We start from the raw sequence: 25,873 nt of genomic DNA, 5'->3' as shown, positions 1-25,873 counted from the left end.
ACAGGCTTCCGCCGTCGTCTATCGTGGAATGTGGTTGCGCCAGTTGTCCTGCCGGACCTCCATCTGCGCGAAAGACTTGCGCGTATCTGCAGCCCTGCCGACGATATCGCCGGCGTTTTCGCCGCGCCGGGCGAGATAGGCATCCAGCTCGTTGACGGCTTGGCGCAGAAGCTCGAATCCGCGCAGCATGACCTGCGACGACATCTCCACGGCTGCGGCGCCAGCCAGCATCATGCGCGCCACATCCAGGCCGGATTGCGCGCCATTGGTGCCGATCAGGGGGCGGCCGAGGCCGAGCTTGCTTCGGGTGAGTGCCAGCCACTGGCAGGTGAGCGGCAGATGCCAAATGCCGCCGACGCCGAGCGTCGTCCCCAGCAACGGTTCCTGCGTCTCCAGATCGGGAATCAACCCGAGCAAACGACCAGCCATCACCACAGCGTCTCCGCCGGCACCGAAAGCAGCCTCGGCAAGATCGGGCACGCGCTCGCTCTGCCCGGTGATCTTGACCCAGACCGGCAGGGAAATAGCAGCGCGCACCGCCGAGACAATCTCTGCGATCCGCTCTGGCTTCAACTCGGTGGAGACGGCTCCCTTTGCCGCCTGGCTGGCATAGGGGGTACCGATATTGAGTTCCAGCACGCGAAGCCCGGCTTGCTCGACCTGCCGCGCCATCGAAACCGCATGATTGAGCTCCGACAGAATGATGCTGGCCACTACGATGCAATCATCGTTGCGCGCCTCGCGGTCGAGAGTCGCCGTCTGTTCGAGCCAGGCATCGAAGGGCTGCGGCGTCAGGCCGGAGCGGCAGGCGACGACCGCCGATCGCGGCGCCGACGCATCCCAGGCAATGCGGTTCCAGTTCTCGTCCAGCACGGCATATTCTGCCTGCTGCAGCTGTTGACGTGCCGTTTGCGATTCATTGGTGGACTTGACCACGACCGCACCGGCACCGGCGCGGATCGCGCGCCGCACGCCTTCGGCATCGATCAGATGCTCCGCCGAGCCCGCAATCACCGGATTCTTCAGCCTGACGGGGCCGATATGCGTTTCAAGATGCGGTTTGCTCATGCCCGATCAACCCTCGGCTTTCGGCCTGGGATAGTCATCCGCATTGAGGACCCAGCCCGGCTTGAGGGAGAAATCCATCCGCGGCGGGCAGAAGACGTCGACCAGTTCGTTGGCGCCATTGCTGCTGGCGCGCGTCGTGTGAATGACGGGTGGCGGGATCACGAAGGCCGAGGGCGAGGCCACATCGACCGCCTTGTCGGCCTGCCAGTCCTGCATGTCCGTGGTCCACGGCCAGCGCAGATAATGCGTGAAGGTGCCGGCGAGCGCGAGCGAGCATTGTTCGAAGTCGTCATGATGATGCGGCGACATATTGGAGGGATCGCGCGGCCCGACATGCGTCGGCAGGGCGTTGACCATGAAGGTGGTACAGCGGAAGATGCGACCGAAGCGACCTGGTTCGTCCGGCACGTCAAGCGGATAGTGACGAACCTTCCATCCATCGACGGGTTCCGGCCAGGCCTTGAAGGGCGGAATATGGGTGCGCGGCGCGTCATAGGCGTCGGCGTTCCGGGACGCGGCGGCGAGATCCTTGGAGCGCACGGTGAAGAGGCGAACCGGTTTGCCGCCCTTCGGCAGGACGATGCGGCTATCACCCGGAGGGATGAAGGCGATAGATCCGCCCGGCACCCGGGTCTTCTCACCGTTCCACTCCACCACCACGTCGTCTGCTTTGCCGGAGAGGTAGAGAACGTATTCGTCCACCTGTCCCTTGCGCTCAAGACCTGCTCCCGGTGAAACTTCGGAATAGGCGACGACGAAATTGCAACCCCGCAGATACCAGTGCTTGCCGTCCGGCCCGCCTTGTTGCGGCTCGCTCTGGTAGAACAGGCCTGCCTGCTCGTTGGCGACGAGACCCGTCGCAGTCGGCTTTGAGGTGGCCGCGAACAGGTCCGCGCGGGGGTCCTTGCCCTGATACATACTGATATCCTCTTAGTGTTTGGCTGCGGTGATCATAGAGGCGGCCGATTTGCGCAGGAGCGCCTGATCCGAACCGCAAACGAAGACGGTGACCCCGCGCCGATGCCATGGTGGCACCTGTGCGGCATCGCCGACGAACAGGCCGACGGCAATCCCGGCCTTCTTTCCGGCGGCGATCACCTGTTCGATCGCGGCGTCGAGTTCAGCCGAGGGAAAGCCGACACCCATCGACTGAGACAGGTCGGCCGGTCCGATGAAGAGAAGATCGATATCCGGCTCCGCGGCGATCTCGTCCAGATGGTCGAGCGCGGAGCGATCCTCGATCTGCGCAATGACGACGTTGTGCACGTCGGAAAGGCTGCGATAGTCGGATAGGCCAAAGCCGCCGTAATCCCCTGCACGCGGTGATGGCGACAGGCCACGCTTGCCGCGCGAAAACCGCACCGCATCGCAGACGGACGCCGCATGCGCCCTGTCCATCACATGCGGAACCATGACGCCGGTCAGGCCAAGATCGAGCAGCGGCGCGATCCAGTCGGTCGACTGACCCCAGCGCCGCGAAATAAGCGGCAAGCCTGCCGCCTTGCCGGCCAGCGCCAGCATGTCCATCTCGGCAATGCCGATCGGAGCATGTTCCTGGTCAACGACGGCGAAATCCAGGCCGGCAAGGCCGAGGATTTCGACGGCATGCGGCGACGGTGACTTGATGAAAGTTCCGACCAGCAGTTCGCCGGCGCCTATGCGTGCTCTGAGGTTGGACGTCATGCCTCTTTCTCCTGTATGGCAGATGCCCGCCTGGCCTTGTTGACGCCTTGCGGTTCGGGCGCGACCATGTCGGCATCGACGTCGCTGAGGTCCCGGCCGTTGGTTTCCGGTAGAAGCGCCACGGCGATCACGACAAAGACGTAGGCCAGCATCGCGCAGGCGGCCATGGCTTCGCGCTGTTGGAGGAAGTTCGCGGTCGTCAGCATTCCGACGATGGCCGGGCAGAAAGCGCCGGCGGCGCGACCGAAATTATAGGCGAAGGCCTGTCCGCTGCCGCGGATGACGCTCGGAAACAGCTCGGTGAAGTAAGGCCCGAGCGCCGAATAGATTCCCAGCAGTGAAAATCCGAGCAAGAAGATCAGGAGGAGTGACACCAAGCCGAGCGATGGCGCATAGATGAAGGCCGGGATCATGATCCAGTTGAGGACTGTGAACAGGAAGAAGTTCCTGCGCCGACCGATCGTGTCGCACAAATGGGCAGCACAGATGTAGCCGACGAAAGAGCCGCAGGTCAGCACAAAGATGTAGTATCCGACCGATACCGCGGAGAGTTGGTAATGCGACTTGAGGAATGTCGGCAGCCATATCAGGATCGAGAAGCCTCCGCCCTGGATGCCGAGCGCCAGAAGCGAACATAGGATGGTGGTCGCCAGATAGCGGCGATTGAAGATCGCCAGCGGGCTAATCCTTTCGCCGCGCGTCTCAAGCGACTTCTTCATCGTCAGGAAAACTTCCGGCTCCCCAACGTCCCGCAGCGTCCAGAAGACCCCAAAAGCAGGTAGCGCACCGATCCAGAACATCCACCGCCAGGCGTTTTCCGGCGCCATGACGGCAAACAATACGGACGAGAGGAGCGCGGCAAAGCCGTAGCCCACGGCATAGGCGCTCTGGACATTGCCGACGGCTTTGCCGCGATAGGCGGGCCGGATGATTTCGCCCATCAGCACCGCGCCGGCAGCCCATTCGCCGCCGAAACCGATGCCCGAGAGAACTCGCGCAATCAGCAGTTGTTCATATGAATTGGCAAAGCCGCTCGCGATGGTGAAAACCGTGAACCAGGCGATGGCGATCTTCATCACCACGACGCGGCCAATCCGGTCGCACAGAATGCCGGCGACCCAGCCGCCTACCGATGACGACAGAAGCGCGGACGTGCCGAGCCATCCGGCCTCGCTGTTGGATATGGCCCACACTCCGACGAGCGTGGGAATGAGAAAGCTGAAGAGCTGCGTGTCGAGCGCGTCCGTAGCCCAGCCCAGGAAACAGGCCTGAAACGTCTTGCGTTCGCCGGCATCGAGCTCACGATACCACTGGAACATTTTTTTCTCCCAAAGCGTCTGCGGCGCCTGTCGCGACGCTCGTGACAAATGTGCGATCCGCCGTCCCAAGTCCCCGGCGCGATCACACGTGGTTTCATCAGCCGGCCAGGCCCAGCACATTTGCTGCGTTGGTGGCGACCATCCGATGGATTTCGGGAGCGCTGTAACCAAGCTCAAGGCAAGTGATCACGGCCCTCTGGAAGCCTTCGAGCGGGCTGAACGTGCCGACCTGCCCGAGATCCGAGCAGAGGATCGTGCGCTCAGTGCCGACCGCATCGATATGCGCCTTGAAGTCTTCCCGCGTCCGCGTCTGGAACTTCGATCCGTCGAGGAAGAAGGCGAGCGAATGTTCTACATAGGCGCCCATGTCGGCAATTTCGCGCGCGTCGTCGAGCGATGCGCCGACGATGTCTTCCGGGTGTGTTAGGATCAGGCGCTCGATGCCACGCCTGCGCGCTTCGGCAAACACCACCTTGGTCTCGGAAACGTGGATGTGGCCGCTCGCGAGCGCCATGCCGGTCGAGGCGATCACATCGAGAATATCGAGAAGCTCGCTGCGCAGCTTTCCGTTGGCGTCGAACAACGGCACGGCCGTGGCATGGCGCATCTTCTGGGTCGCGGCCGGATGCTGCCAGTCCGAGGTCTTTTCCCAGGTCAGATGGTTTTCCGCCGCGAGCGTCGGCAGCCAGACGATTTTGCCGCCCAACGCCGCCGTGTGCTCGACGGCATAAGGGTTCAGTCCGCCGACGACGTTATTGAGCACGATGCTGGAATAGACCTTGGTGGTCAATTCAGGATGATGCTTGCGGATCATCTCCGTCGCAACGACGCCGGAGTAGTCGTGGTCCTTGGTGACCGCGGCGACGAAGCCGGCTTCCGACAATTGCTGCGCAAGTTCAAGATGATTAATCGCGCGCGGCGCGATGGACGGTCCACTGTGCACATGTGGATCGACACCACCTCGCAAGATCTGGCTGACCTGCTGCGTCCGTTCCCCGGTCGACAACGCATCCATCGTATTTCCTCCTCATCTTGACCTATGTCGGTTCCGGGAGCGGAACCACACAGCCAGCTTTGTTCGTCATTTTCTTTTGTTCCGTTGACAGGAACATTGTTCTGATTATTTGATGATGTTGATGCCGCTGTCAAGCTGTGGCTCGATATTATGTCGAATGGCCTGCGCGGCGGACACGGTGTAGAACGTGAGCGTCGACACAAGAGGACGAGGAAGATGAATGACTCAAGACGACGATAAGGATGCAGCCGGCCTGCAATCCGTGACGCTGACCATGCAGGTTCTGGAGGAAATCGCCCGCACGCCGCGCGGTGTCGGGGTGACCAGCCTCGCCAAGGCGCTCGATACTGGCAAGAGCCGGATCCATCGCCATCTGCAGACGCTCGTGCAACAAGGTTACGTTGTCCGTCACGACGAGTCCGAACGTTACGAGATCGGCCACAGGCTCGTATCGTTCAGCCAGTCGATCTTCGACAATGCCGGGCTTGTCCGCGCTGCCTACGATCCGCTGCTGGAATTGCGCGATACGCTCGGTCATTCCGCCGTCGCGTCACAGATCACCCCGGAGGGGATGCTGGTCGTCTCGACAGTTCCCGGGCGTTCACCGATCGAGATCGGTGTGCGTGTCGGTTCGCTCCTGTCATTCCATGGTTCCGCTCAGGGGAAAGTCGCGACGGCTTTCTCGACGCCGGAGTTTCAGTCGCGGGTATTGCGAAGTCGCCTCGAACCTGCGACATCATTGACCATCGTCACGCCGAGTCTCCTGCAGCAGGAATTCGAGACGATCAGACAATGTGGCTGGGCCGTCGCGCCGAACCAAACGGCGATGGGGTTGAACACCCTTGCCAGTGCGATCTTCGATGCCTCCGGCATGATCTGCGGCGCAGCCGGTATCGTCGACATGATCCAGTTCATCGGCGAGGAGCCCTCGCCCGACCAAATCAGGTATACGGTTCACGCCGCCCGGCGGATCTCGGAGCGCCTGGGCTTCCGCGGCTGAGATGTGTTGCCGGGGGATATGCCACGCCTCAGTAGAAATATGGATGATCGTGGTGATGGCCGTGATCGTCGTCCTGCTCCTCTACCGGAGGTTCACGGTCGGGCTCCGGATAGCGGCGGAACACGTCCGATTCGTTGAAAGCCAACCACCTCTGGGATTTCAGATAGGCGGCGATCGTCGGGCGCCGCCTGACTCGGTCCCGCAATTCGGCCAACAGAATTTGCTGTTCGTTTGACCATTTCCAACTACACCAAGATAACAGCATCTCTCTATGATCACGGGCAGCTATTCTTGAGCCCAAAATTCTGACAATGATTAATCAAAAGCGATGCGTTGCCTGCAGCCACGGCTACTATTTTTGCTTATCAATTGGTTTGCGTGGTTAGTCATTGTGCGCGGTCGCGATGCGGGACTTGATGGGGTTTGAACTCATGACCGCCTCATAAAAATGGCTTACAAAACAATAGGGCTGGTCTCTCCCCACGAGATCGACGGCATGCGATGAACAGACCCACGGGTGGTATAGCTCGCTCTACAAATGCTTGTGCCAGAATGGGCAGCCTTTCGCCGGCGCTCATGCGATTTAAGATAAATTAGTTTCATGATGGAGGATTTGATTGCGGCGGCAAGATTAATCAGCGCACGGCCGGCTCTTGCCGCGACTTGCCAATGGAACGGTCACGCGACGCGCCCCTCCCCATGGCGAAGCGTTGCTTCCAGTTGTGCATCGAAGGCGGGAGAGATGAGGCCAAGCGCTCGGTCAGGGAAAAGAAGCTGAGCAGGTGTTGCGCATAATCGCGCGGCCACAGCGTTCCCTGTCGTTCTGAAATCAAACTATCAAAATCGTTTCTTACAATGGGATGCATTCATACCGCCGCATGACGTCGTGATGGATTATTCAAATCGATGGAGCCTCTTATGCAACCCGGTAAGATTTTGACCGCCGTTCTGTTCGTGACTTTTCTCTCCACGCCCCACGCCTTCGCTTTCGAGGCACTCGCACCCGCCCAAGCCGCGGCTATCGCCGACACGGTGACGACGGCTAACCCCGATGCCAATTACAAGACGTTGCTGGAGAACCGTCGTGAAGGGCTGGTGAGCAGCATCAAGAGCGACAGCGGCGGCAAGATCGATCAGGACGCGATCGACAAATCGAAGCAGACTGTTCCGCTCGCCGACAATGACTGGCTGAAGGCTTCGGGCTATGATTTCGCCGTCAAGGACAATCAGGATGCCGGCATCAAGGTGCTGTCGCCCTTCCTAACCCTACCGCGGTGGGAGCTTGAGCGCAGCCAGATGACGGTGACCGAGATCAATCACCTCGCCTCGACCGAGCAGCAGCAGCACGCGATCGTCGACGCCCAGTCGATCGCCTATCTCTATTTCATCCCCGAGGCGCTCGGCCCGAAGCTCGGCCCGGCCTTCCTCAAGGCCTATGAGGCCGGCGAAATCGGCAAGGCTGCGGCGCTGATCAAGGCGAGCGAGATCAGCACCGGCGCTGCCAAGGCCTATTTCAACTATCCGCGCCCGTTCCTGATCGACAATAGCACCATCCAGCCGGTACCGGATAATTCCGTCTCGGGCGACGGCACTCCCTATGCGGCGTCAGGCGGCGCCTTCCCGAGCGGTCACACCAACACCGGCTATACCGACGGGCTGCTGCTCGCCGAAATGCTGCCTGAGCGCTTCACTGCACTGATCGATCGTTCGGCCGGCTACGGCTATTCGCGCGTCGTGCTCGGCGTTCACTATCCGCTGGACGTGATCGGTAGCCGAATGATCGTGGAACGCAACGTCGCACATTTCCTCAGTGACCCGGCCTACAAGAAGCTGTTCGACGAAGCCCGGGAACAGCTGCGCACGGCGCTGGAGAAGGAATGCGGCGCCTCGATCGCTGAATGCGCCGAGCCGGCCGATGCCGCCTCCGATCCGTGGGCCGCTCCGGCACTGCGTGATTTCTACGATTTCACCATGACCTATGCTCTGCCGCGGAGCGGCGAAAAGGACATCGAGATGGTGGTGCCAGAAGGGGCCGAAATTCTTCTGGCGACCTTGTTCCCTGAGAAATCGGCGGCGGAACGCCAGGAGATCCTCAAGCGCACGGCCCTCGATTCCGGCTATCCGCTTGACTCCAGGGACCGGCACTTCGGCTTCTGGCAGCGCATCAATCTGCACGAGGCGGCATTGGCTGCGCAGACGAACTGACGCCCTTCGCTTGCTTCCACCGCGCCTAGCGGCGGAAGTCTGTGGCATGAAACATGATGAGGTCCGCCTTGCGGCCGGGCTCATTGGTGAAAGTCCGGTCTCCACTTAGCTAGACCCGTTCCCTAGATCACCATATCGGCCGGTGGCCCTTGGGAACGCCGCAAGGAAAGATCTGACAGAAGACCGCATTCGACCACACGTCAAAGAAGGTCAAAAACTTCTTGTCAAACGGGCGGCAATCACAGAAGTGCCAAATGACAAGAAGCATGACCCCGCGAAGACATCAGACATTCCGGGTGAAGAAGCTTGAAAGTGCTTGACCAGAACACGCCGAATAGAGAAATCCATGCTAATGCTGGGAGCCTTAGTCGGAGCGGAACAGCACTTGCTCCTTGGGCTTTCGTCTCCATACGACCATAAGCAGCGCCTGCAGAACGACGTCCGTAGCGTGTCGATTCTGCATTGCCCAGTCGATCACATGACGCCTTCTCGCCAGAAAGCAGGCGGCGCGCCGAAGATCATACGGCGAAATGCGAACTTGGCCATTTCCGACCCTAAGCGCAGCGAGCGTAAATCGCATGCCGCGAACCGCACGCCGATCCCGGCATTACCGGGCAGCACGCTGGCGGCAGCGTATAGGCCCGAGACACCGGTCAACTGCGCCGAAAGGTCCAACACGATCTGCCCAAGCGTCGCCGATGGTAAAGATGCGATCGCTAGCATCGTACCAAAGGCCTTGTAGCGCGAGGGTTGCAAACGGCCCAGCCCGCTTATGTGCATCCGGTCGATCAAGACCGGCTCGTCCTCTTGCAGATACAGGGTCGTTGTCGCTTCAAGGGTGCGGAAAAGCCGGCCGCGCCGGTCCGGGTCGTGCGAGGTGAAGGCGTCGGCGATGATCACCACTCCGCCCGGCTCGCAATCGATATCGACGCGCTGAATGAGTGCTGCGCCCGGAAATAGAATTCGTGGCTCCGGAAGATATTCGAGATAGGCGCCACGGGCGATAATGATGTTTACCGTTTCATGCGCGGTCAGGCCGCCGTCGGCTCGATGCACGGAGGTCGCGCCCTGCGTCGTCACATGCGCCGCCGCACCCTCCTCGAGGCGGAGATGCTGCCTCAGATGGTCCTCGCCGTGGAAGGCACCGCTGCTGCTCTGAGCGATGACCGTCAGCATGTGGGTGGGAACGGGATCGAGACGAAACGTTCGCGTTATGACGAACGGCCAAGTGAAGATCCGCCGGTCGAGAACCGTGCGGTCCCCTCGCCTGACGAAGCCCAAGTCAAATTGCACGGGGGGAACCGGATATACAGTGCTCACGATCGAAACAGCACCTCATGCTCGATCACGTCGACCACCGCGTCGATGCCTTCGCCGCACCGGCAATTCGTCATCAAAACCGTGCGATTGTCGCGGACGGCGAGAGCCTCCTCGTACATACGCCCGATATCGACGCCGACATGCGGCGCAAGGTCCGTCTTGTTGACGATCAGGACATCCGAGCGGATAACGCCCGGGCCACGTTTTCGCGGAATGTCGTCACCGCCGCCGACGTCGATGACAAACATCCAGAAATCCGTCAGGTCGCGCGAAAAGGTAGAGGCGAGATTGTCGCCGCCGCTTTCGAGCAGGATCAGTTCGAGGCCGGGAAAGCGACGCTCCAGCTCGTCCGCCGCCTCTATGTTCAGCGTCGGGTCCTCTCGGATGACCGTATGCGGACAGGCGCCGGCCTCGACCGCGGAGACCCGCGCCGGGTCGATTAGACCGGAGCGACGGATACGTTCGGCGTCTTCAGCGGTGACGAGATCGTTGGTGATGACGGCGATATCGATGCCCCGTGCCATCAGCGCGGGAATGAGCCTTTCGACAAGCGCCGTCTTGCCGGAGCCGACCGGGCCGCCAATTCCGACCCGAGCCGCGGAAGCGCGAGCCGTTGTTACCTGCCGAGCCTCGTTCATCGCAGCATATACCTCCTTGCCAGCGGCACCTTGGTCGCAGGTGGACACATCAGAAGCTTGCCATCGGCGCGCACTTCGAAGGTCTGGGGATCGACTTCGACGAAGGGCATGGATGCGTTGCGCACCATGTCGGTCTTGCGTAGCTTGCGAACATTTTTGATCGGAACGGATTGTTTGACCAGACCGAGTTTGCGGCCAACATCGGCATCGACTGCAAGCTTGGAAATGAAATTGACGCCGAGGTGCTGGGGAGCTGATCCCAGGGCGCCCCACATGCGTTTCTGGATCATCGGTTCGGCGACGCCGAGGCTACCATTGCCGTCGCCCATGGCCGCCCAGACGATGAAGCCGCTCTTGATCACCATATAGGGCTTTATGCCGAAGGAGGCACGCGGCCAAATCACGAGGTCGGCCATCTTGCCAACCTCGATCGAACCGACATGATCATCGATGCCGACGGCGATGGCCGGATTGATGGTCAGCTTAGCGATATAGCGCTTGATGCGCTCATTGTCGGCGGCAGTCATTGTTTCCTCCGGCAGACGGCCGGTCCGCTCCTTCATGACGCTCGCAAGCTGCCAGCAGTTGGCGACATTTTCCGCCAGCCGGCCCATCCCTTGCGTATCCGTACCGAAGATCGAAATGGCGCCCATATCATGCAGAAAATCTTCCGCTGCCATCGACTGGGCGCGAACGCGCGCCTCGCCGAACACGACGTCTTCCGGTGTGTTGTAGTTGAGCTGATGCGCGATCATCGTCATCGGCACGCCCTCCTCCATCCCGTAGGAAGTGAAAGGATTGGTCGGATTAGTCGAAGAGGGAATCACGTTGTCGTAGGAGACGACCTTCAGCAGATCCGGGGCATGTCCGCCTCCGGCGCCCTCGACGTGATACATATGGATGGTACGGCCTGCGACTGCGGCCATCGTATCCTCGCAGAAGCCGAATTCATTGATAGAATCAGTGTGCAGATGGACGGCGAAGTCGTTTCGATCGGCCGCAACCAGGCTCTGATCGATGACGGCGGGTGCGGCGCCGAAATCCTCGTGGATCTTGACCGACATGCCGCCAGCCGCAACGGATTCCTCGACGGCCTCCGGACTCGATGCGCCGCGACCGAACAGGGCATAATTCAGCGGCGAGAATTCCGCCGCCTGCAGGAAGCGACCGAAAGTAGTCGTGCTGCCGCTGCCGACATCGAACAGCGGGCCGGGACCGTTGCCGATCATCGTCGTCGTGCCGCCGGCAAGCGCATGATCTGACTGTTCGGGCGAGCCGAGATGGGCGTGGGATTCGATCGCGCCGGCGGTAACGATGAAAGCCGCGCCCGACACTGGCGACGTCGTCTGGCCGACGACCATATCGGGATGGACGTTTGGCATGACGTCGGGGTTGCCTGCCTTGCCGATGCCGACAATGCGGCCGTCGCGAATGCCGATATCGGCCTTGATGATCCCGGCCATGGCATCGATGATGGTGGCATTCTTGATCACGATATCGAGGATCTTGTCGGATGACGTGCGGTAGCCGTTAATGCCCTCGCCATCCCGCAGGTTCTTGCCTGCGCCGATCAGCAGTTCATGCCCATAGGTGGTGAAGTCGTGCTCGATTTCCGCAAACAGGCAAGTATCGCCCAGCCGGACGAGATCGCCCTTGGTCGGACCGTATAGATCGGTATAGGCACGCCGGCTGATCACGGACATGGCTCAGGCTCCCATATAGCCGCGTGTGCGGGCAAGCTCGAGTGCTTTTTCCTTCGCGCCTGATTCGTCGAGCGGCCCGTTCACCAGCCCCCCCGCGCCCCGGATGACCCGGTCACCCTCTATCGGCACGAGCCGCACGGTTTTCCCGACGCCCGGCTCGAAGCGGATGCCCGTTCCCGCCGGCCGGTCGATCTTCATACCGTAGGCAGCCGCCCGGTCGAAATCCAGCGCGCGATTGACCTCAAAAAAATGCGTGTGACTACGCACTTGAACGTCGCGATCGCCGGTGTTGACGACATCGATCGATGTCGTCAACAGTGCCGTAAACATCTCGATGTCGTCGGCGGGCGAAATAATCTGGCCGGGGATAACGTCATCCAGCAGCGGCTGCGCGCCCGGAGAGATGGGCTCGAATAGCGCCATGACCTTCGTGCCCTCGGCAAAGAGGCACTCGATATAGAGCATCGTTACCATCTCGGCAACGCCGGGCTCGACATCGTCGGTGGTCAGGAGCTGGCCGGCAAGATTGCGAATCTCCGCATAGGGCAACCCTCGCCTGGCAGCGAGCATCACCTCGTCGGTCAGGAGCGCCACCGCTTCGGGGTGGCTAAGCCTGATGCCCCGAGCGCGGTTGCGGCGAGCCATCTCGGCAGCGGTGAAGATCGTCAGGCGATCCATTTCGGTCGGGGAGAGGTTCATCATTGCGGCTATCCCTGCATCAGGTGGAAAACATGCGGACATGCCGCGACGGCCCGCGGCACACGGCGATGTCGATTAACGGCGTAAAGCTCGACGGCTGCGCTTTGTCGGGCAAGTCCGAAGCAATCAGCTCCGCCAGTGTCCCGCGCGCCGACGCCATGCTCCGCTGCGCTTCGACATGTCCGATGACCCCAAGCCTGACGCCCGCGCTGACGAGACCCGTGACAAGCGTCCAGCCGGACAGCAGTTGCGATTCTTCCAGCCCCAGACCGCCATCCCGATAGACGAGAGCCTGCGCGACCGGCAAATGACCGAGACGTTGGTCGCCGGCCATGATCGCACGGTAACCCGACGACAAAGGCCCTCCCAATCGTGATGAAACACTCAACAGAGCGCGTCCCGCCCGGTGCGACCCAACGCGCATTTCGGCCGACACGGTTGCGGCTTCGATGTAACGGTCGATGGCGGCGACCGCGGCAAGATTGGACGCCTTACAGGCTCGGACGAGCAGAGGCCGATCCATCGTGTTCCAGCGAAAGGTGAGATGATCGAAGACGAGGTCGTCGAGCCCCGCCTGGCCGGAAAGCAGGCCGTCCTGCGCCAACCCCTCTATCCCCCAAGAGAAGGCAAAACCGCCGGCGGGATAGGCGCTGTCGCCATATTGGAGAAGCGCCAGCGTTGTCGCCGCATCAAACATTGGCCGCTTCCGTCAGGTCTCCGGCATCAAGCAGGGGCTTGATGCGCTGGCGATAGCTCTGCAACGGCCCGTCGAGCAGAATGAGAAGGCAATCGTCCTCGAAGCGTACCCGCCAATGAAGGTTGCCGGCATTCCAGCCGAGTTTCAGAGCCACCGCCGCGTTTGCGGGACGCAGCCGCCACACCGCCTGTTCGCCGAAACGGACGACGATGGCCCGTTCCGGGTCAAGGCAGAGAATGGCGCCATCGAAGAGTTCCTCATCGCGATCGAGACTGACGGCGCAATCTGTGCCGCGATCCGTCGACAGGCGGAAACGCTTGCGGCCGGCTTCCGAGGACGGCACGAACAGGAGCTCTATATCGCCATGATGCTCCAGATCATGAAGCGCCGCGCGATAGGCGGGGTCTCTTTCCTTGCCGATGATACCATGAAGCCGCAACATGCGTTCCTCCGTCCTTGATCCGTTGCCGCGTCAGTGCGTGTTGAATACGGCCTGGTAAGCAGCCAGCGTCGTCTTGTGAGCCGCAACCTCGTCAACAGTCGGTTTTGCGGGGTCCCTTGCCGCAGGCAGGCTGCCGAATTTCATCAGACATGCCATCAGCAGCATGCGCGCCTTGGTGGAAGTCAGGTTCATGCCGGCGATGGTAGTGGATTCCGGATCGGCAAAGCCTTCCGGATAGCCGCGCCCGACGCGCACCACCGGCAGACCGGAAAAGCTCGCCTGCCGCAGCATCGCCATCCGCAGCTCGGAGGTCGGAGCGCCATAGGGAACGAGCCCCTCGACGACGAGGCCAGCCAACCTTCCGCTTGTCAGTTTGTATTTGATAAGAAAATCGAGATCGGCCTCGGCCGCCGGATCGTCGCCGAACATCTCGGCCGCATAACCGCCATCCTTGACGATCGAAACCGAGGGGATGGCGTCGGCCAGCAGCTTGCCGGCACCGTCCTTGATCGCAATGTCCAGAGCGTCGATGCCGTCGGGACCAAGCTTGGAAACCTTGACCGTGGCTGGCAGCCGCGTGATGTTCACATCGGACTTGGCCGTGTGCTTATAGGCCGGCACATACATCATATAGGGCATTCCGGCATGGGTGATCTGACCCATGATGCCGCCATGACCGCCGGTCGCGATATAGCCGCCCGGCCGGGCATCGACCTTGGCGACTTCCCGCGCTGCGAAGAATTGCTGTTCCTGAAGGACGATCGTACCGACACGATTGTTGCCCTCGCTGTCGGCCCAGATGCGCGATTCGATGTAGGTCACCGAATCCACGATATTGGCCGGCCCATCATTGCTGACCTGCCCTTGCGGTCGCTGCGCCGCATTGCAGGCGATCGGCAGATTGGTATCGATCAACAGATTGAACCAGTAGGCCGTCTCCTCTATCTGCGGACTGCCCTGCGTCCAGATGGCCCCGTCATATTGACCTGACGACAGGATCGCCTGGATGTCGTTGGTGATCTTCGCCAGCATCGGCCGCGGCGGCGCTTTCGCCAGATTGTAGGGCTTGTACGCGAAGAAATCCCACCCAAGTCTTTCTGGCGGAACGTCGCCCTCGCCCGTATCCGAGCGGTCGGCCGAGGCAAGACCTCTCCTGAAACCTCCGGGCGGCGCAACGCGATAAAAATCCACCTCGGCGCGCCCGCCGATTATGTTGACCTTGCCGTCGACACCGATCGACAGACGGTCGATTTCTTCGAAGCTTCGGGAGCCGTCCGGAAAAAAGCCCTGCCGGGTGAGCGGGCTGCCGGGCGAGGTCGCCTCCTCCTCCCAGGGCAGGCCATCTTTCTGCATCCCCATATATGGTAAGGGATAAAGACCGTCCTCCGGCGTCAGTTCGATCTCGTAGACCGGTTTGTCGCCGGCACTCTTGCGCTCGCGGCTGAAATTGCCGTCTGCATCCATGTAGCCATCCGGCTCGGCGTAAAGCTCTGCGGCATCGGCCTCCAGCGGATGCGCCGAAAACTGCTCGACATAGACCTTGACCGGAGCCGCAAGCCGCTGCGCCCGCAAAGCGTCGAATTTCGATGCATCACCGTCACTGCCGACGAGCGGCGCCAGACCTTTGCGCAGCCGGGCCTTGCTGGAGGTGACGAGCGGCGGCGTGTTCTGGATCGTCGCCGTCGGTCCCGCCAGGTGCGCAATGCGGATCTTGCCCATAAAAAACGTCCTTACGCCTTATGAAAATTCTTCTTTTCCATCATCATATGTACGCCCTTGGATCCGTTGACGGTCTGGGTGATGTGCAGATCGCCCGCCAGACTGCAAAGCATGTAGGCATCCGGATCCGACAAGCCGGCCTTCTCGCCCAGCAGGGCGATCATGTCGCGCAACGCCTCAATGGCGCACTGGTCGAGATCGGGGTCCATTCCCATGGTGATGTGATGGGTGGGCGTCTCCGCCCGCGGATAGGTGAAGCTCAGATCGTCACGCACGATGAATTCGAAGGTGCCGCGCAATGCGGTCTCTATCGCGGTCACGCAGACCTCGCCGTCCCCCTGGCATCCGTGGCCATCACCACAGGAAAACAATCCGCCTTCGACGAAGACCGGCAGATAAAGCGTGGTGCCAGCGACCAGTTCCTTGTTGTCGAGATTGCCGCCGGTCGCCTGCGGCGCAACAGAGCTTATCCGCCCCCAGCCCTTCGGCGGGGCTACGCCCATGACGCCGAAGAATGGCGCAAGCTCCAGTTCCAGGCCCCACGGCATCGTGCCGACATTGCGCTCCTTGTCGAGCGGGATGTTGACGATGCGGGGCTCCTGATAGTCGTGGGGCAAGGTCCCGAGCAGCGGCATGATCAGGTTGAAGCCCCAATCCTGCAGCAACAACACTTCATGAATGCGCACTTCGAGCACATTGCCCGGCTTAGCACCCTCCACATAGACCGGGCCTGTCAGGATGTGCGGCCCCTCCTGCTTCACGCCGGCATGAATGCCTACGAGTTCGGGTGGTATGAAGAATTTCGCGGGATCGGGTAGAACATTGGGCGTTCCCGTCACCGTGTCGATGGTAACGATATCACCGTTCGCAACCTTCAGAACCGGTTGTCGTATCGCGTCGAAATAGCCCCAGTGGCAGTTTTCGACGCTGGGTTTGAGATGATGTCGACGCAATGCCCGTCTCCCATTTACCTTGCAGATGAACCCAGAATGCGCCGCTCTCCATTCGCTCGCAGCTTATGCATCGCGACAAAATAGTCAATATATCAAATAATGAAAATGAAAATATTTATATGGACAATAATATATCTAAGACCGACAATCCTTTGTTTTACCAAGGATATTTTCGCAGTAGGCTGAGGCACCTGCTGCCGAAATAGGAATAAGCCTTCCCAGAACGCGCAGCGGTCATGATGTTGTGCCGAACCGCCGTTCGCCGACGATCAAGCGAGCGGAGCATCATGCTTCACGTCGGAAACAAGCTGGCCGCCAGGCGCACTGACCTTGATGCAGCGAACCATGTGTCCGCCCGCGTCTGACACCGCCGCCGGCACCGCTACCATGCATTCCGGCGTCGCATGGGAACAACGAGGAGCGAAACTGCAGCCGTCCGGCAGCATACGCAGGTCGGGCGGTGTACCCGGAATGGCCTCGAGCCGCTTACCCCGCACCTGATCCTTGATCGTCGAGGTCAGCATCGCCTTGGTGTAGGGATGCTGGGGGGCCAGCAATATGTCGCGAGCTTCTCCGTATTCGATGATACGGCCGGCATACATCACCGCCACCTTGTCAGCGATCTGCGCGGCGACGCCGAGATCGTGGGTGACGAAGATCATCGACATGCCCATCTCCTGCTGCAGCCGGCGAAGCAGCACCAGCACCTGAATCTGCACCGAAGCATCGAGCGCCGTCGTCGGCTCGTCGGCCAGAAGCAGGCTCGGGCGACACGACAAGGCCACCGCGATCATGGCGCGCTGCCGCAAGCCGCCCGACAATTCATGCGGAAACGCCTTCAGCCGTCGTTCCGGCGAAGGGACGCGAACCAGCTCGAGTAATTCGAGCGCGCGGGCCCACGCCGCCTGTCGATCGATCTTTTCGTGGCGCATGACCGTTTCGGCGATCTGATCACCGATCGTGTAAAGCGGGTCCAGCGCGGTCATCGGTTCCTGGAAGATCATCGAGATGGTCGCGCCGCGCAGTTCCGACATCGTCCGTTCGCTGACATTGGCGATGTTATGCTCGCCGACCTTCATGACACCTTCGATCACGGTGCGTTTCTTCGGATGCAGCCGCAGCAGGGAGCGCATCATCACCGACTTGCCGGAACCGGATTCACCAATAATGCAGAGCACCTGGCCGCGTTCGAGATCGAACGAAACGCCATTGACCGCCCTGACCGTCGCCTCGCGGCTGACGAAACGCACCCGCAGATCATCGATGTGGACGAAGGCGTCAGCGGCTGCGGGATGCGGTTCAACCGATGCCAGATCGAGCGGTTTCATTTCACTCATGTCCTATCTCCTTCTGCGAACCGGCCCAGGCATTTGTGGCCGTTGCGGGAGCCCGCGTATGCCCGGAACCGGCCTGGTCCATGTGGCAGGCCGCCAGATGCTGATCCGGCGTTGCCCTGACCGCATCGCCGAGCGCCGGCGCCTTCGACATGCAGATATCCTCGACATAGGGGCAGCGGGTGTGAAAGCGACAGCCGGAAGGTGGATTGACGGGGTTGGGCGGATCGCCGGCCAAGGGCGCGCTGTCCACCCGCTCTGCCGGGTCCATGCTTAGCCGGCATTCCAGCAGGGCGCGGGTATAGGGATGTTTCGGATCGTCATAGACCTTGCCGACCGGCCCGATCTCGACCACCTGGCCGAGATACATCACCAGCACCCGGTCGGAGATGTATCGCACCACATGCAGATCATGGGAGATGAAGATATAGGTGAGGTTCAACTGTTCCTTGAGGTCGGCCAGCAGATTCAACACCTGGGCCTCGACCGATTTGTCGAGCGCCGACACCGCCTCATCGAGGATCAGTAGGCGGGGATCGAGCGCCAGCGCGCGGGCTATGTTGACCCGCTGTTTCTGGCCGCCCGAGAGCTCGTGCGGATAGCGCTGGCCGAAGAGCTGCGGTCTCAGCCCTACCTTTTCCAGTAAGAACCGAGCCTGCTGCTTGGCATCCTTGACGGAAGCCCCCTGAACCTTGGGACCGTAGGCGATCGACTGTTCGATCGGCAGGCGCGGGTTGAGAGAGGAGTAACTGTCCTGAAACACCATCTGCATCGAACGTCGCAGACCCTCAAGCGGCACGCCGCGCTGCTCCCCGACAGGATCACCGTCGAGGATCAGGCGTCCGTCGTCCTTGCTGACAAGGTACATGAGCACGCGCGCCAGGGTGGATTTACCGCAGCCTGACTCTCCTACAATGCCCAGCGTTTCGCGTTTCAACACATAGAAGGAGATATCGTCAACGGCCTTGACTTCGGCCACCTTGCGATTGAGCAGGCCGGCGCGGATCGGAAAGTATTTGCGGACGTTCTCCACGATCAGCATCGGCTGCGCCGGGCCGCCGCGGTCGCGCGGATCGACGCTCGGCGGTGCTGGCTCCTGGATTACGGCTTCGGAGTTGAAATCGGTCATAGGCATATCCCCACGGTCACGATTTGACATCCATGGCCTGACGCAGGCCATCGCTGACGAGATTGAACACGATTGAGGTGATCAGGATGGCGACGCCCGGCAGGGCGCTGACCAATGGCTGCACATAGATCGACTGGCGCAGCGTCGAGAGCATCAGGCCCCAATCGGCTGTCGGCGGAGAAACGCCCAATCCGAGAAACGACAGCCCGGAAGCCAGGATGATCGACACCGAGACCAGCGTCGATGCATAGACCAGCACGGGCGACATCACGTTGACCAGAACGTGGGTGAACAGGATCGAGACCGTGGAAGCGCCGCTGGCGCGAGCGGCATCGACAAAATCCATGCTGCGGACTTGGCTGGTCGCCGTCTCGGCCACGCGACAAAGCGGCGGCAGCAGAACGACCGTCAGCGTCAGCAATTGATTGGTGACGCCACCTCCGAGGCTGCCGGAAATCGCGACCGCCAGCAGGACCGACGGAAACGCGAAGAACACGTCCATCGTGCGCATGATCACCATATTGACCTTGCCGCCGTAATAGCCCGCCACGATACCCAGCAGGCCGCCGATGACGGTCGCCAGCCCAACAGGCAGGATACCCATGATAAGCGATACTCGGCCGCCGTAAAGCAGGCGGCTCAGCATATCGCGCCCCTGCTCGTCCGTACCCAGCATGAAATTGCGATAGCCGATCGGCTTCAGGCGAAAGGCCATGCTCGATTTCAGCGGGTCCATCGGCGCCAGCCATGGAGCGAAAATCGCGGAAAGAACAATGAGAATGATCACCGCGAGGCAAAATAGAGTGACATAGTCGTAACGCAAGCGTTGCCAGACGCTGGCCCAATAGCCACGGACACGCACGACGGGCGCGGCCTTGTCCTTGGAGAACTGAATGGAAGTGGCGGGAATATCCGACATCGGCGGTCTCCGTCAGTTGCGCTTGATGCGGGGATCGATCATCGATTGAGCGAGATCGACGACCAGATTGATGAGCACGAAAGCGGTAGCGAGAACCAGGATCGTTCCCTGCAGCAGCGGGATGTCGCGGCTAAGAATCGCCTTGTTCAGCAAAAAGCCGGTGCCCGGCCAAGTGAACACCGTTTCGACAAGCACCGATCCGCCGATCAGATAGCCGAACTGCAGGCCGAGCATAGCTATTGCCTGCGGCATGATATTGCGGATCGCATGCGTCATGATGCGGGTCCGGCTGAGACCCTTGGCCTTGAGCGTCTGAATGAAATCCTGATTGAGGATTTCGGCGAGCGACGAACGCGTCGTTCGGGTCATGATCCCGAGCGGCGGCAAGGCGAGCGCAATGATCGGCATGACCGCGAACTGAAAATCGTGCCAACTGAAATAATTGAAGCCTTGCGAACCGCCCGATCCCATGCCAGTTGCGGGAAGCCAGAAAAGATCGACGGCGAACACGATCACCAGAACGACGCCCAGCCAGAAAGGCGGCACGCTGATGCCGAAAACCGCGACCGCGATAATGGCCTTGTCGATGATGCTGCCGGCCTTGTAGGCGGCGATGGCGCCCATGATCGTCGACAGGACGAAGGCCAGCACGACGGAGATCAACGCGATGACGATCGTGTTGCCGAAGGCCCGGACGACCTCGCTCGCAACGGGGGCATTATCTGAGATCGACATGCCGAGATTACCGACCAATACCTTGCCGAGCCAGATCACATACTGAATGGGCAAGGGCTCATCAAGACCGTAAGCAGCGCGGAGCCTGTCGGCATCGGCTTGCGAAGCCGTGGGAGACAGCAGGTTCTGGATGGGATCGCCGGGAGCTATATGCACCAGCGCAAAACAGATGACCGTTACGCCGAACAGGATCGGCACCGTCAGGATGAGGCGCCGAAGCGCGTACAGCCACATCGTATCCCTCCATAATCATTCTGGCACTCTATTGCGATTGGGCTTAAGAGTGATGCGGGCGCCGGGCGCCCGCATCCATCGTTTACCGATCAGGGCGCAACCACAATCGGCGTCAGATCCTGGAACCAGCTTTGCGCCTGGACGAAGCCCGAAAGTTTCGGAGACAGGGCGCGGGGGTTGAGATCGTGCACGATGTAAAGCTCCGACGCATCGGCAACGACCAGCTCGTTTATCTTTGTTAACAAGGCGTTACGCTTGGCTGGATCGAATTCGCCGAGTGCCTCGGCCCCCAGCTTGTCCACGTCAGGGTTCGAATAGGAGCCCCAGTTGCAGCAGGACGGCGGAGCGTATTGCGTCATCCATTTTTTCAGAATGCCCTGGACCGGATCAATCGGAGCCATGGAGAAGTTAATGGCGTTATAGGGCGAATTCTTGCCGCCGACGAGGAATACGCCGATGAGTGCATTCCAGTCCATCGGCACTAGATCGACTTGGAAGCCAACCGCTTCCAACTGTTCTTTGACCAGTTCGTTCATCGGCAAAGGCTGCATCTGGCCGGAGCCGGAGGTCGAAATACCAACCTTAATGACGCAGGGCGAGCAGCCCGCCTCCCTCAGCAGTTCCTTGGCCTTGTCGGGATCGTAATCATATTTGGTTGGATTGCCGTACCACGGCTGCGTGGTGATCAGCGTCTCATAAGCTGCTACTGCGACGCCGTCGAGCATGTCCACCATGTCCTGCCGATTCATCGCATAATTGGCGGCCTGGCGGACGCGCTTGTCGTTGAACGGCGGCGTGTCGACACGGAGCATGTAGTCCCAATTATGCGGATAAGGCACGGTAATGATCTGCATTCCGGCGGATTTCAGGCGCGGAATGGTGTCGGGAGACGGTGCCTCCACGAAATCGACCTGACCGGAAAGCAGAGCTGCGGCACGCGTCGAAGCCTCGGGCATTGGCAGGAGCACGAGACGATCGTGCTTCGGCACGCGCTTGGGGTCCCAATAGTCGGCGTTCTTGACCAGTTCCAGGCGCTCGTGCGGAACCACACGGTCGAATTTATAGGGGCCAGTGCCGGCGGGCGCCGCCGCGAACTTATTGTAGTCGTAACCGTCGGCTTTGACCGCGCAATCGGAGATCATGTAATACATCGCCATCTCATAGGGAAACAGCGAGCTCGGCGTCTTCGTCGTGATGGCGATGGTGTAGTCGTCGACCTTGGCGACATTATCGATATTGACGACATAGGTGCCCATCTGGCCGACCTGGCGGGCGTTGAACTGCGGCGCTTTCGGGTCCATCACTCGGGCAAAATTCCAGATGGCGGAATCGGCGTTCCAGGCGCAGCCATCATGATATTTGACGCCCTGGCGGAGATGGAAGACCCAGCGCTTGTTGTTCGCCGGATCGATCTCCCAGCTCGTCGCCAGGCCCGGCACGATATCGGCCGCCTTGTCAGAGCGGGACAGGTCCCATAGCGCAAGCGTGTCGTAAAGCGTATAGCCTGCGAAACGATACCCTTCGTAGCCCTGGTCTGGTGCGCCGGTCCAATCCGGAATATCGGCAGCCGTCATCGCGACGCGAAGGACCGACTCCGCTGCGGAACTCTGTGCGGCAGATCCCGCCACGCTGAAAACGGCCACTACGGCGGCCGCGACCATCCCTCGCATTCCGAATAATCTCATGGTGCTTTTCTCCTGTAGGCGGGTACGCCAACGAACTGGACGCATTCGACATTGCAAGGGCCGTGCCAAGCACCACTATCAGAGTAGGAAGGAAATAAAATTCATCATTAAAATATTCAAATGAAAAGCTTTTAAGATTTCCGATTGCCGTGATGCTTCGCGCTTTTCTTCGATAAATTGTTGATTTTCAATTATTTGATTATGCGTTTACTGAGGTCGCGGCGCGTAAAAAAAGTGCAATATGCCTAATATTTGTACTTCAATATTATCAATTGCAATTATCAAAATTTCAATTATTTTGCCGACATTCAGGAGGATCCGTCCCATGCCGCAACCCCCGACATCCCTCGACACCGCAGAGATCGAAGCGCGCTTCCGCCATGCCGGAATCGTGCCGCCCGCCGACCGTGCCCAAGGCACCTATGAGAGCGCCGACCAGCTGCTGGCCTCGCTGCACTGGCTGCGCCCACCGCGCACGGCGGCGGCCGAACCGTCAAACACATTCAGTCTGGTCGAGAAGGATTGAAGCATGAACACCTCTGGCCTACTTCATGAGCTTTCCATCGCAGCGGCGGGCGCAGCCTTGCGCGCAGGCGAGATCAGTTCGCGCCAGCTTACCGAGAGCGCGCTTGAACGGATCTCGGCGATCGATCCTGTCGTCTCGGCCTTCGTGCTGATCACGGCAGAGCGAGCGCTCGCCGATGCGGACAGGGCCGACGTGGCCTTTGCCGCCTGCCTGGACAATGGTCCGATGCAGGGCATTCCCTACGCCCTGAAGGATATTTATGACACGGCCGGCATCCGGACCACCGGACATTCCAATCTCCTGCGCAACAACGTACCCTCCGCCGACAGCGCCGTGCAGGAAAAGCTTGCGGCAGGCGGCGGCGTTCTGCTGGGCAAGCTCGGCACCTTCGAATTCGCAATCGGAGGGCCAAGCTTCGACCTGCCGTTTCCACCGGCCCGCAATCCCTGGAACACGGAGCATTTCACCGGCGGCTCGTCGTCCGGTTCGGCCGCCGCCGTCGCCTCAGGGATGCTCCGCATGGCGATGGGCTCGGACACAGGCGGATCGATCCGCGGGCCGGCCGCCTATTGCGGCATCGTCGGACTGAAGCCGACCTATGGCAGAGTGTCGCGCCGGGGCGTCTTCCCCCTCGCCTATTCGCTCGATCATTGCGGTCCGCTCGCCTGGTCGATCGAGGATGCGGCTCTTACCATGCAGGTCATCGCGGGCTACGATCCGCTCGATCCGGCTTCGGCCAAGCTTCCCGTGCCGGACTTCTCGGCAAGGCTTGGTCGGGATCTTTCCGGTCTTAGGATCGGCTACACACGTAAATTCTTTACCGACAACCCGTTTCTGACGACCGAGGCGACGGCCGCGCTCGATGCGGCCGCCGAGCGGATGACGGCGCTCGGAGCGACGGTCGATGAAGTCGACATGCCTCCCTTCGAGCAATTCGACGCCTGCTGCCGGGTGATTATGTTCTCGGAAGCCTACGCCATCCATGAGACCGACTTGAAAGTGCGGCCTCGTGCCTATGGGCGCTATGGATACCAGCGCTTGGTCTCGGGCGCAGTGCTGTCGGCCGCGGATTACGTTCAGGCACAGCGCCTGCGGCGGGAACTGACCGCCTTCGTCAACGATACCCTGCTTGGCAGCCACGACGCGCTGCTCGCCCCGGGCGCGCTTAGCACGGCCGCACCTTTTTCGGATTTCGGTCCCGACGCCAGCCGTTGGGGCGGCATGTTGACCGGGCCGTTCAACGTCACCGGCAATCCGGCTTTGGCGCTCCCCATCGGCTTCGGCGCCAACGGCCTGCCGCTCGGCGCGCAGATCGTCGGCAGGCCATTCGACGAGCCGACTGTGCTGCAGATCGGAGCAGCTTACGAGGCCGCCGCCGGCACCATCGAAATCCGCCCCGCCATGCCGCAAACGGCAAAGGCGGCATAAAGAGAGGTGTTCCGCTTGTCCCTGAACGAAAATCTTCACTATGCCTCGCTGCTCGAGATCTCGGCGCTGATCGCCTCGCGCGAATTGTCACCGGTCGATGTCACCCGATATATGCTCGACCGTATCGCGGCACTGGATACGGTGCTGCATTCCTACCTTTCCGTCACCGCCGAAAGCGCCCTGAAAGAAGCGGAAACGGCAGCTACTGAAATCCAGGCTGGCCGCTATCGTGGCCCCCTCCACGGCGTGCCGATCGCCATCAAGGACCTGTTCCACACCAGAGGCGTCACCTCCACCTTCGGGACGCTGGCATACAAGGATTTTGTCGCGCAGGAAGACGCGACGATCGTGCGGCGGCTGCGCCGGAGCGGCGCGATCATTCTGGGGCGCCTGCATCTGCACGAAGGCGCCTTTGGCGAGCATCATCCCTCTCTGGACCGCTGCCTCAATCCATGGAACAGCGATTACTGGCCGGGCGGGTCCTCGTCCGGTTCGGGCGCGGCAACCGCCGCGGGTCTCTGCTATGCCAGTCTTGGAACCGATACCGGCGGCTCGATCCGCTTCCCATCGGCGGCAAACGGCGTCACCGGACTGAAGCCGACCTGGGGACGAACCAGCCGCTATGGCGTCTTTCCGCTCGCGCCGTCGCTGGATACGATCGGCCCAATGGCTCGCAATGCCGCCGATGCCGCAGCCATGTTCGGCGCCTTTGCCGGGCCGGACCCGCGCGACCCCACGAGCCTGCCCAGCCTCGCTCCCGACTATCTCCGGGCACTCGACGGCATCATCGGGGCACGGGGAATCCGCATCGGTGTCGATGAAGAATACCTCCATGCCGGCGTCGACGGTGAAACCATCGCTGCAATCGGCAAGGCCATCGAGATATTCCGAGAACTAGACGCCGTCATCGTCCCGGTCAAGGTGCCGAAACGGTCCGAGGCGACCTCGGCGCAGATCACCATCACCGACGTCGAAACCGCGCAGTTTCACAAGAGCGTCTACGAGGCCGACAAGTCGAAGTTCGGTCCGCAACTCGCGGCCGCCATCGAACGCGGCCTCGCCTACGATCCAAGAACGATCTCCGACGCCTATATCTACCGGGATCGCTTCAAGGGCGAACTCGGGAGAATGTTTACCGTCATCAACGCCCTAGTCTCGCCGGTCTATCCGGCGGTGGGGATACCCTATGGCCGTATGGACGAATTCCTGTCCGACTTGCAAAAGCTGCTCGGCTACACCTCGCCCTACAATGTTTCCGGCAATCCCAGCATCACCCTGCCCTGCGGCATGGCCGCCGTCGGCATACCGCTCGGCATGCAGCTCATCGGCCCGCATCTGTCCGAAGCATCGCTTCTGAAAACAGCACACGCCTATCAGCAGGCGACCGACTGGCACACCCGCCGCCCAAATCTCTGACCTCGA

The 25,873-nt window shown here is 60.9% G+C and carries 23 protein-coding genes and 1 pseudogene; 5 read left to right on the top strand and 19 right to left on the bottom strand.

Annotated features, from left to right (window positions below):
* Nucleotides 1-18: 18 nt before the first annotated feature.
* From ACJJVH_RS19065 to ACJJVH_RS19045, 5 genes are all read right to left on the bottom strand, one after another.
* Nucleotides 19-1,068, bottom strand: a complete 1,050-nt coding sequence (locus ACJJVH_RS19065) for a tRNA-dihydrouridine synthase (RefSeq protein WP_412065757.1) — start codon at nucleotides 1,066-1,068, stop codon at nucleotides 19-21.
* 6 nt (nucleotides 1,069-1,074) lie between these two features.
* Nucleotides 1,075-1,986 carry a hypothetical protein gene (locus ACJJVH_RS19060; RefSeq protein ID WP_412065756.1) on the bottom strand — a complete coding sequence of 304 codons (912 nt, stop codon included), beginning with the start codon at nucleotides 1,984-1,986 and terminating at the stop codon, nucleotides 1,075-1,077.
* A gap of 12 nt (nucleotides 1,987-1,998) precedes the next feature.
* Entirely contained in the window at nucleotides 1,999-2,751 is a 753-nt protein-coding gene (locus ACJJVH_RS19055) for an HpcH/HpaI aldolase family protein (protein WP_412065755.1), read from the bottom strand.
* A complete protein-coding gene (locus ACJJVH_RS19050; RefSeq protein WP_412065754.1) occupies nucleotides 2,748-4,070 on the bottom strand; it encodes an MFS transporter in 1,323 nt (440 codons plus the stop codon). Before ACJJVH_RS19050 ends, ACJJVH_RS19055 begins: the two co-directional genes overlap by 4 nt.
* Nucleotides 4,071-4,167: 97 nt before the next feature.
* Nucleotides 4,168-5,085 carry a DUF6282 family protein gene (locus ACJJVH_RS19045; protein WP_412065753.1) on the bottom strand — a complete coding sequence of 306 codons (918 nt, stop codon included), beginning with the start codon at nucleotides 5,083-5,085 and terminating at the stop codon, nucleotides 4,168-4,170.
* Nucleotides 5,086-5,305: 220 nt separating this feature from the next.
* On the opposite strand from ACJJVH_RS19045, the gene ACJJVH_RS19040 reads away from it, so the two are divergent.
* Both ACJJVH_RS19040 and ACJJVH_RS19035 read left to right on the top strand, forming a co-directional pair.
* Complete coding sequence (locus ACJJVH_RS19040; protein WP_412065752.1) at nucleotides 5,306-6,085, top strand: IclR family transcriptional regulator; 780 nt, start codon at nucleotides 5,306-5,308, stop codon at nucleotides 6,083-6,085.
* Nucleotides 6,086-7,003: 918 nt separating this feature from the next.
* Nucleotides 7,004-8,290, top strand: a complete 1,287-nt coding sequence (locus tag ACJJVH_RS19035) for an acid phosphatase (protein WP_412065751.1) — start codon at nucleotides 7,004-7,006, stop codon at nucleotides 8,288-8,290.
* Between the two features lie 367 nt (nucleotides 8,291-8,657).
* Here the strand turns inward: ACJJVH_RS19035 and ACJJVH_RS19030 are convergent.
* The 14 genes and pseudogenes from ACJJVH_RS19030 to ACJJVH_RS18965 all read right to left on the bottom strand — a co-directional run.
* Nucleotides 8,658-8,774, bottom strand: a pseudogene (locus tag ACJJVH_RS19030) (IS3 family transposase); the annotation flags it as partial.
* Nucleotides 8,765-9,571: an urease accessory protein UreD gene (locus tag ACJJVH_RS19025; protein WP_412065750.1), complete on the bottom strand. Its 807-nt coding sequence runs from the start codon at nucleotides 9,569-9,571 to the stop codon at nucleotides 8,765-8,767. The pseudogene ACJJVH_RS19030 and the gene ACJJVH_RS19025, both read right to left, overlap by 10 nt.
* Nucleotides 9,572-9,606: 35 nt before the next feature.
* Complete coding sequence (ureG, locus tag ACJJVH_RS19020) at nucleotides 9,607-10,248, bottom strand: urease accessory protein UreG (RefSeq protein WP_412065749.1); 642 nt, start codon at nucleotides 10,246-10,248, stop codon at nucleotides 9,607-9,609.
* A complete protein-coding gene (gene ureC, locus ACJJVH_RS19015; protein ID WP_412065748.1) occupies nucleotides 10,245-11,951 on the bottom strand; it encodes an urease subunit alpha in 1,707 nt (568 codons plus the stop codon). Before ureC ends, ureG begins: the two co-directional genes overlap by 4 nt.
* A gap of 3 nt (nucleotides 11,952-11,954) precedes the next feature.
* Complete coding sequence (ureB, locus tag ACJJVH_RS19010) at nucleotides 11,955-12,653, bottom strand: urease subunit beta (protein ID WP_412065747.1); 699 nt, start codon at nucleotides 12,651-12,653, stop codon at nucleotides 11,955-11,957.
* A gap of 16 nt (nucleotides 12,654-12,669) precedes the next feature.
* Nucleotides 12,670-13,347 (bottom strand): urease accessory protein UreF, encoded by a 678-nt coding sequence (locus ACJJVH_RS19005; protein WP_412065746.1) that lies wholly within the window; start codon nucleotides 13,345-13,347, stop codon nucleotides 12,670-12,672.
* Nucleotides 13,340-13,789 (bottom strand): urease accessory protein UreE, encoded by a 450-nt coding sequence (gene ureE / locus ACJJVH_RS19000; protein WP_412065745.1) that lies wholly within the window; start codon nucleotides 13,787-13,789, stop codon nucleotides 13,340-13,342. Before ureE ends, ACJJVH_RS19005 begins: the two co-directional genes overlap by 8 nt.
* 30 nt (nucleotides 13,790-13,819) lie before the next feature.
* A complete protein-coding gene (locus ACJJVH_RS18995; protein WP_412065744.1) occupies nucleotides 13,820-15,508 on the bottom strand; it encodes an asparaginase domain-containing protein in 1,689 nt (562 codons plus the stop codon).
* Between the two features lie 11 nt (nucleotides 15,509-15,519).
* Nucleotides 15,520-16,461, bottom strand: a complete 942-nt coding sequence (locus ACJJVH_RS18990) for an acetamidase/formamidase family protein (RefSeq protein WP_412065743.1) — start codon at nucleotides 16,459-16,461, stop codon at nucleotides 15,520-15,522.
* A gap of 269 nt (nucleotides 16,462-16,730) precedes the next feature.
* Nucleotides 16,731-17,789 (bottom strand): ABC transporter ATP-binding protein, encoded by a 1,059-nt coding sequence (locus ACJJVH_RS18985; protein ID WP_412066232.1) that lies wholly within the window; start codon nucleotides 17,787-17,789, stop codon nucleotides 16,731-16,733.
* Between the two features lies 1 nt (nucleotide 17,790).
* Nucleotides 17,791-18,924 carry an ABC transporter ATP-binding protein gene (locus ACJJVH_RS18980; RefSeq protein ID WP_412065742.1) on the bottom strand — a complete coding sequence of 378 codons (1,134 nt, stop codon included), beginning with the start codon at nucleotides 18,922-18,924 and terminating at the stop codon, nucleotides 17,791-17,793.
* Between the two features lie 16 nt (nucleotides 18,925-18,940).
* A complete protein-coding gene (locus ACJJVH_RS18975) occupies nucleotides 18,941-19,843 on the bottom strand; it encodes an ABC transporter permease (RefSeq protein ID WP_412065741.1) in 903 nt (300 codons plus the stop codon).
* 12 nt (nucleotides 19,844-19,855) lie between these two features.
* Nucleotides 19,856-20,812, bottom strand: a complete 957-nt coding sequence (locus ACJJVH_RS18970) for an ABC transporter permease (RefSeq protein WP_412065740.1) — start codon at nucleotides 20,810-20,812, stop codon at nucleotides 19,856-19,858.
* Nucleotides 20,813-20,901: 89 nt separating this feature from the next.
* Nucleotides 20,902-22,497 carry an ABC transporter substrate-binding protein gene (locus ACJJVH_RS18965; protein WP_412065739.1) on the bottom strand — a complete coding sequence of 532 codons (1,596 nt, stop codon included), beginning with the start codon at nucleotides 22,495-22,497 and terminating at the stop codon, nucleotides 20,902-20,904.
* A 325-nt stretch (nucleotides 22,498-22,822) separates the two neighbouring features.
* Here ACJJVH_RS18965 and ACJJVH_RS18960 point away from each other — a divergent pair, with 325 nt between their 5' ends.
* Genes ACJJVH_RS18960 through ACJJVH_RS18950 form a run of 3 tightly spaced genes read left to right on the top strand, consistent with a single transcriptional unit; the run spans nucleotide 22,823 to nucleotide 25,867 of the window.
* Nucleotides 22,823-23,023 (top strand): hypothetical protein, encoded by a 201-nt coding sequence (locus ACJJVH_RS18960; RefSeq protein ID WP_412065738.1) that lies wholly within the window; start codon nucleotides 22,823-22,825, stop codon nucleotides 23,021-23,023.
* Nucleotides 23,024-23,026: 3 nt separating this feature from the next.
* Nucleotides 23,027-24,451, top strand: a complete 1,425-nt coding sequence (locus ACJJVH_RS18955; protein WP_412065737.1) for an amidase — start codon at nucleotides 23,027-23,029, stop codon at nucleotides 24,449-24,451.
* Nucleotides 24,452-24,466: 15 nt separating this feature from the next.
* Complete coding sequence (locus ACJJVH_RS18950; RefSeq protein WP_412065736.1) at nucleotides 24,467-25,867, top strand: amidase; 1,401 nt, start codon at nucleotides 24,467-24,469, stop codon at nucleotides 25,865-25,867.
* Nucleotides 25,868-25,873: the final 6 nt, after the last annotated feature.

Source organism: Rhizobium sp. SYY.PMSO, from assembly GCF_046840415.1.
GTDB lineage: Bacteria > Pseudomonadota > Alphaproteobacteria > Rhizobiales > Rhizobiaceae > Rhizobium.
The sequence above is the reverse complement of the archived record's forward strand: the minus strand, read 5'-3'. Positions and strand labels throughout refer to the sequence as shown.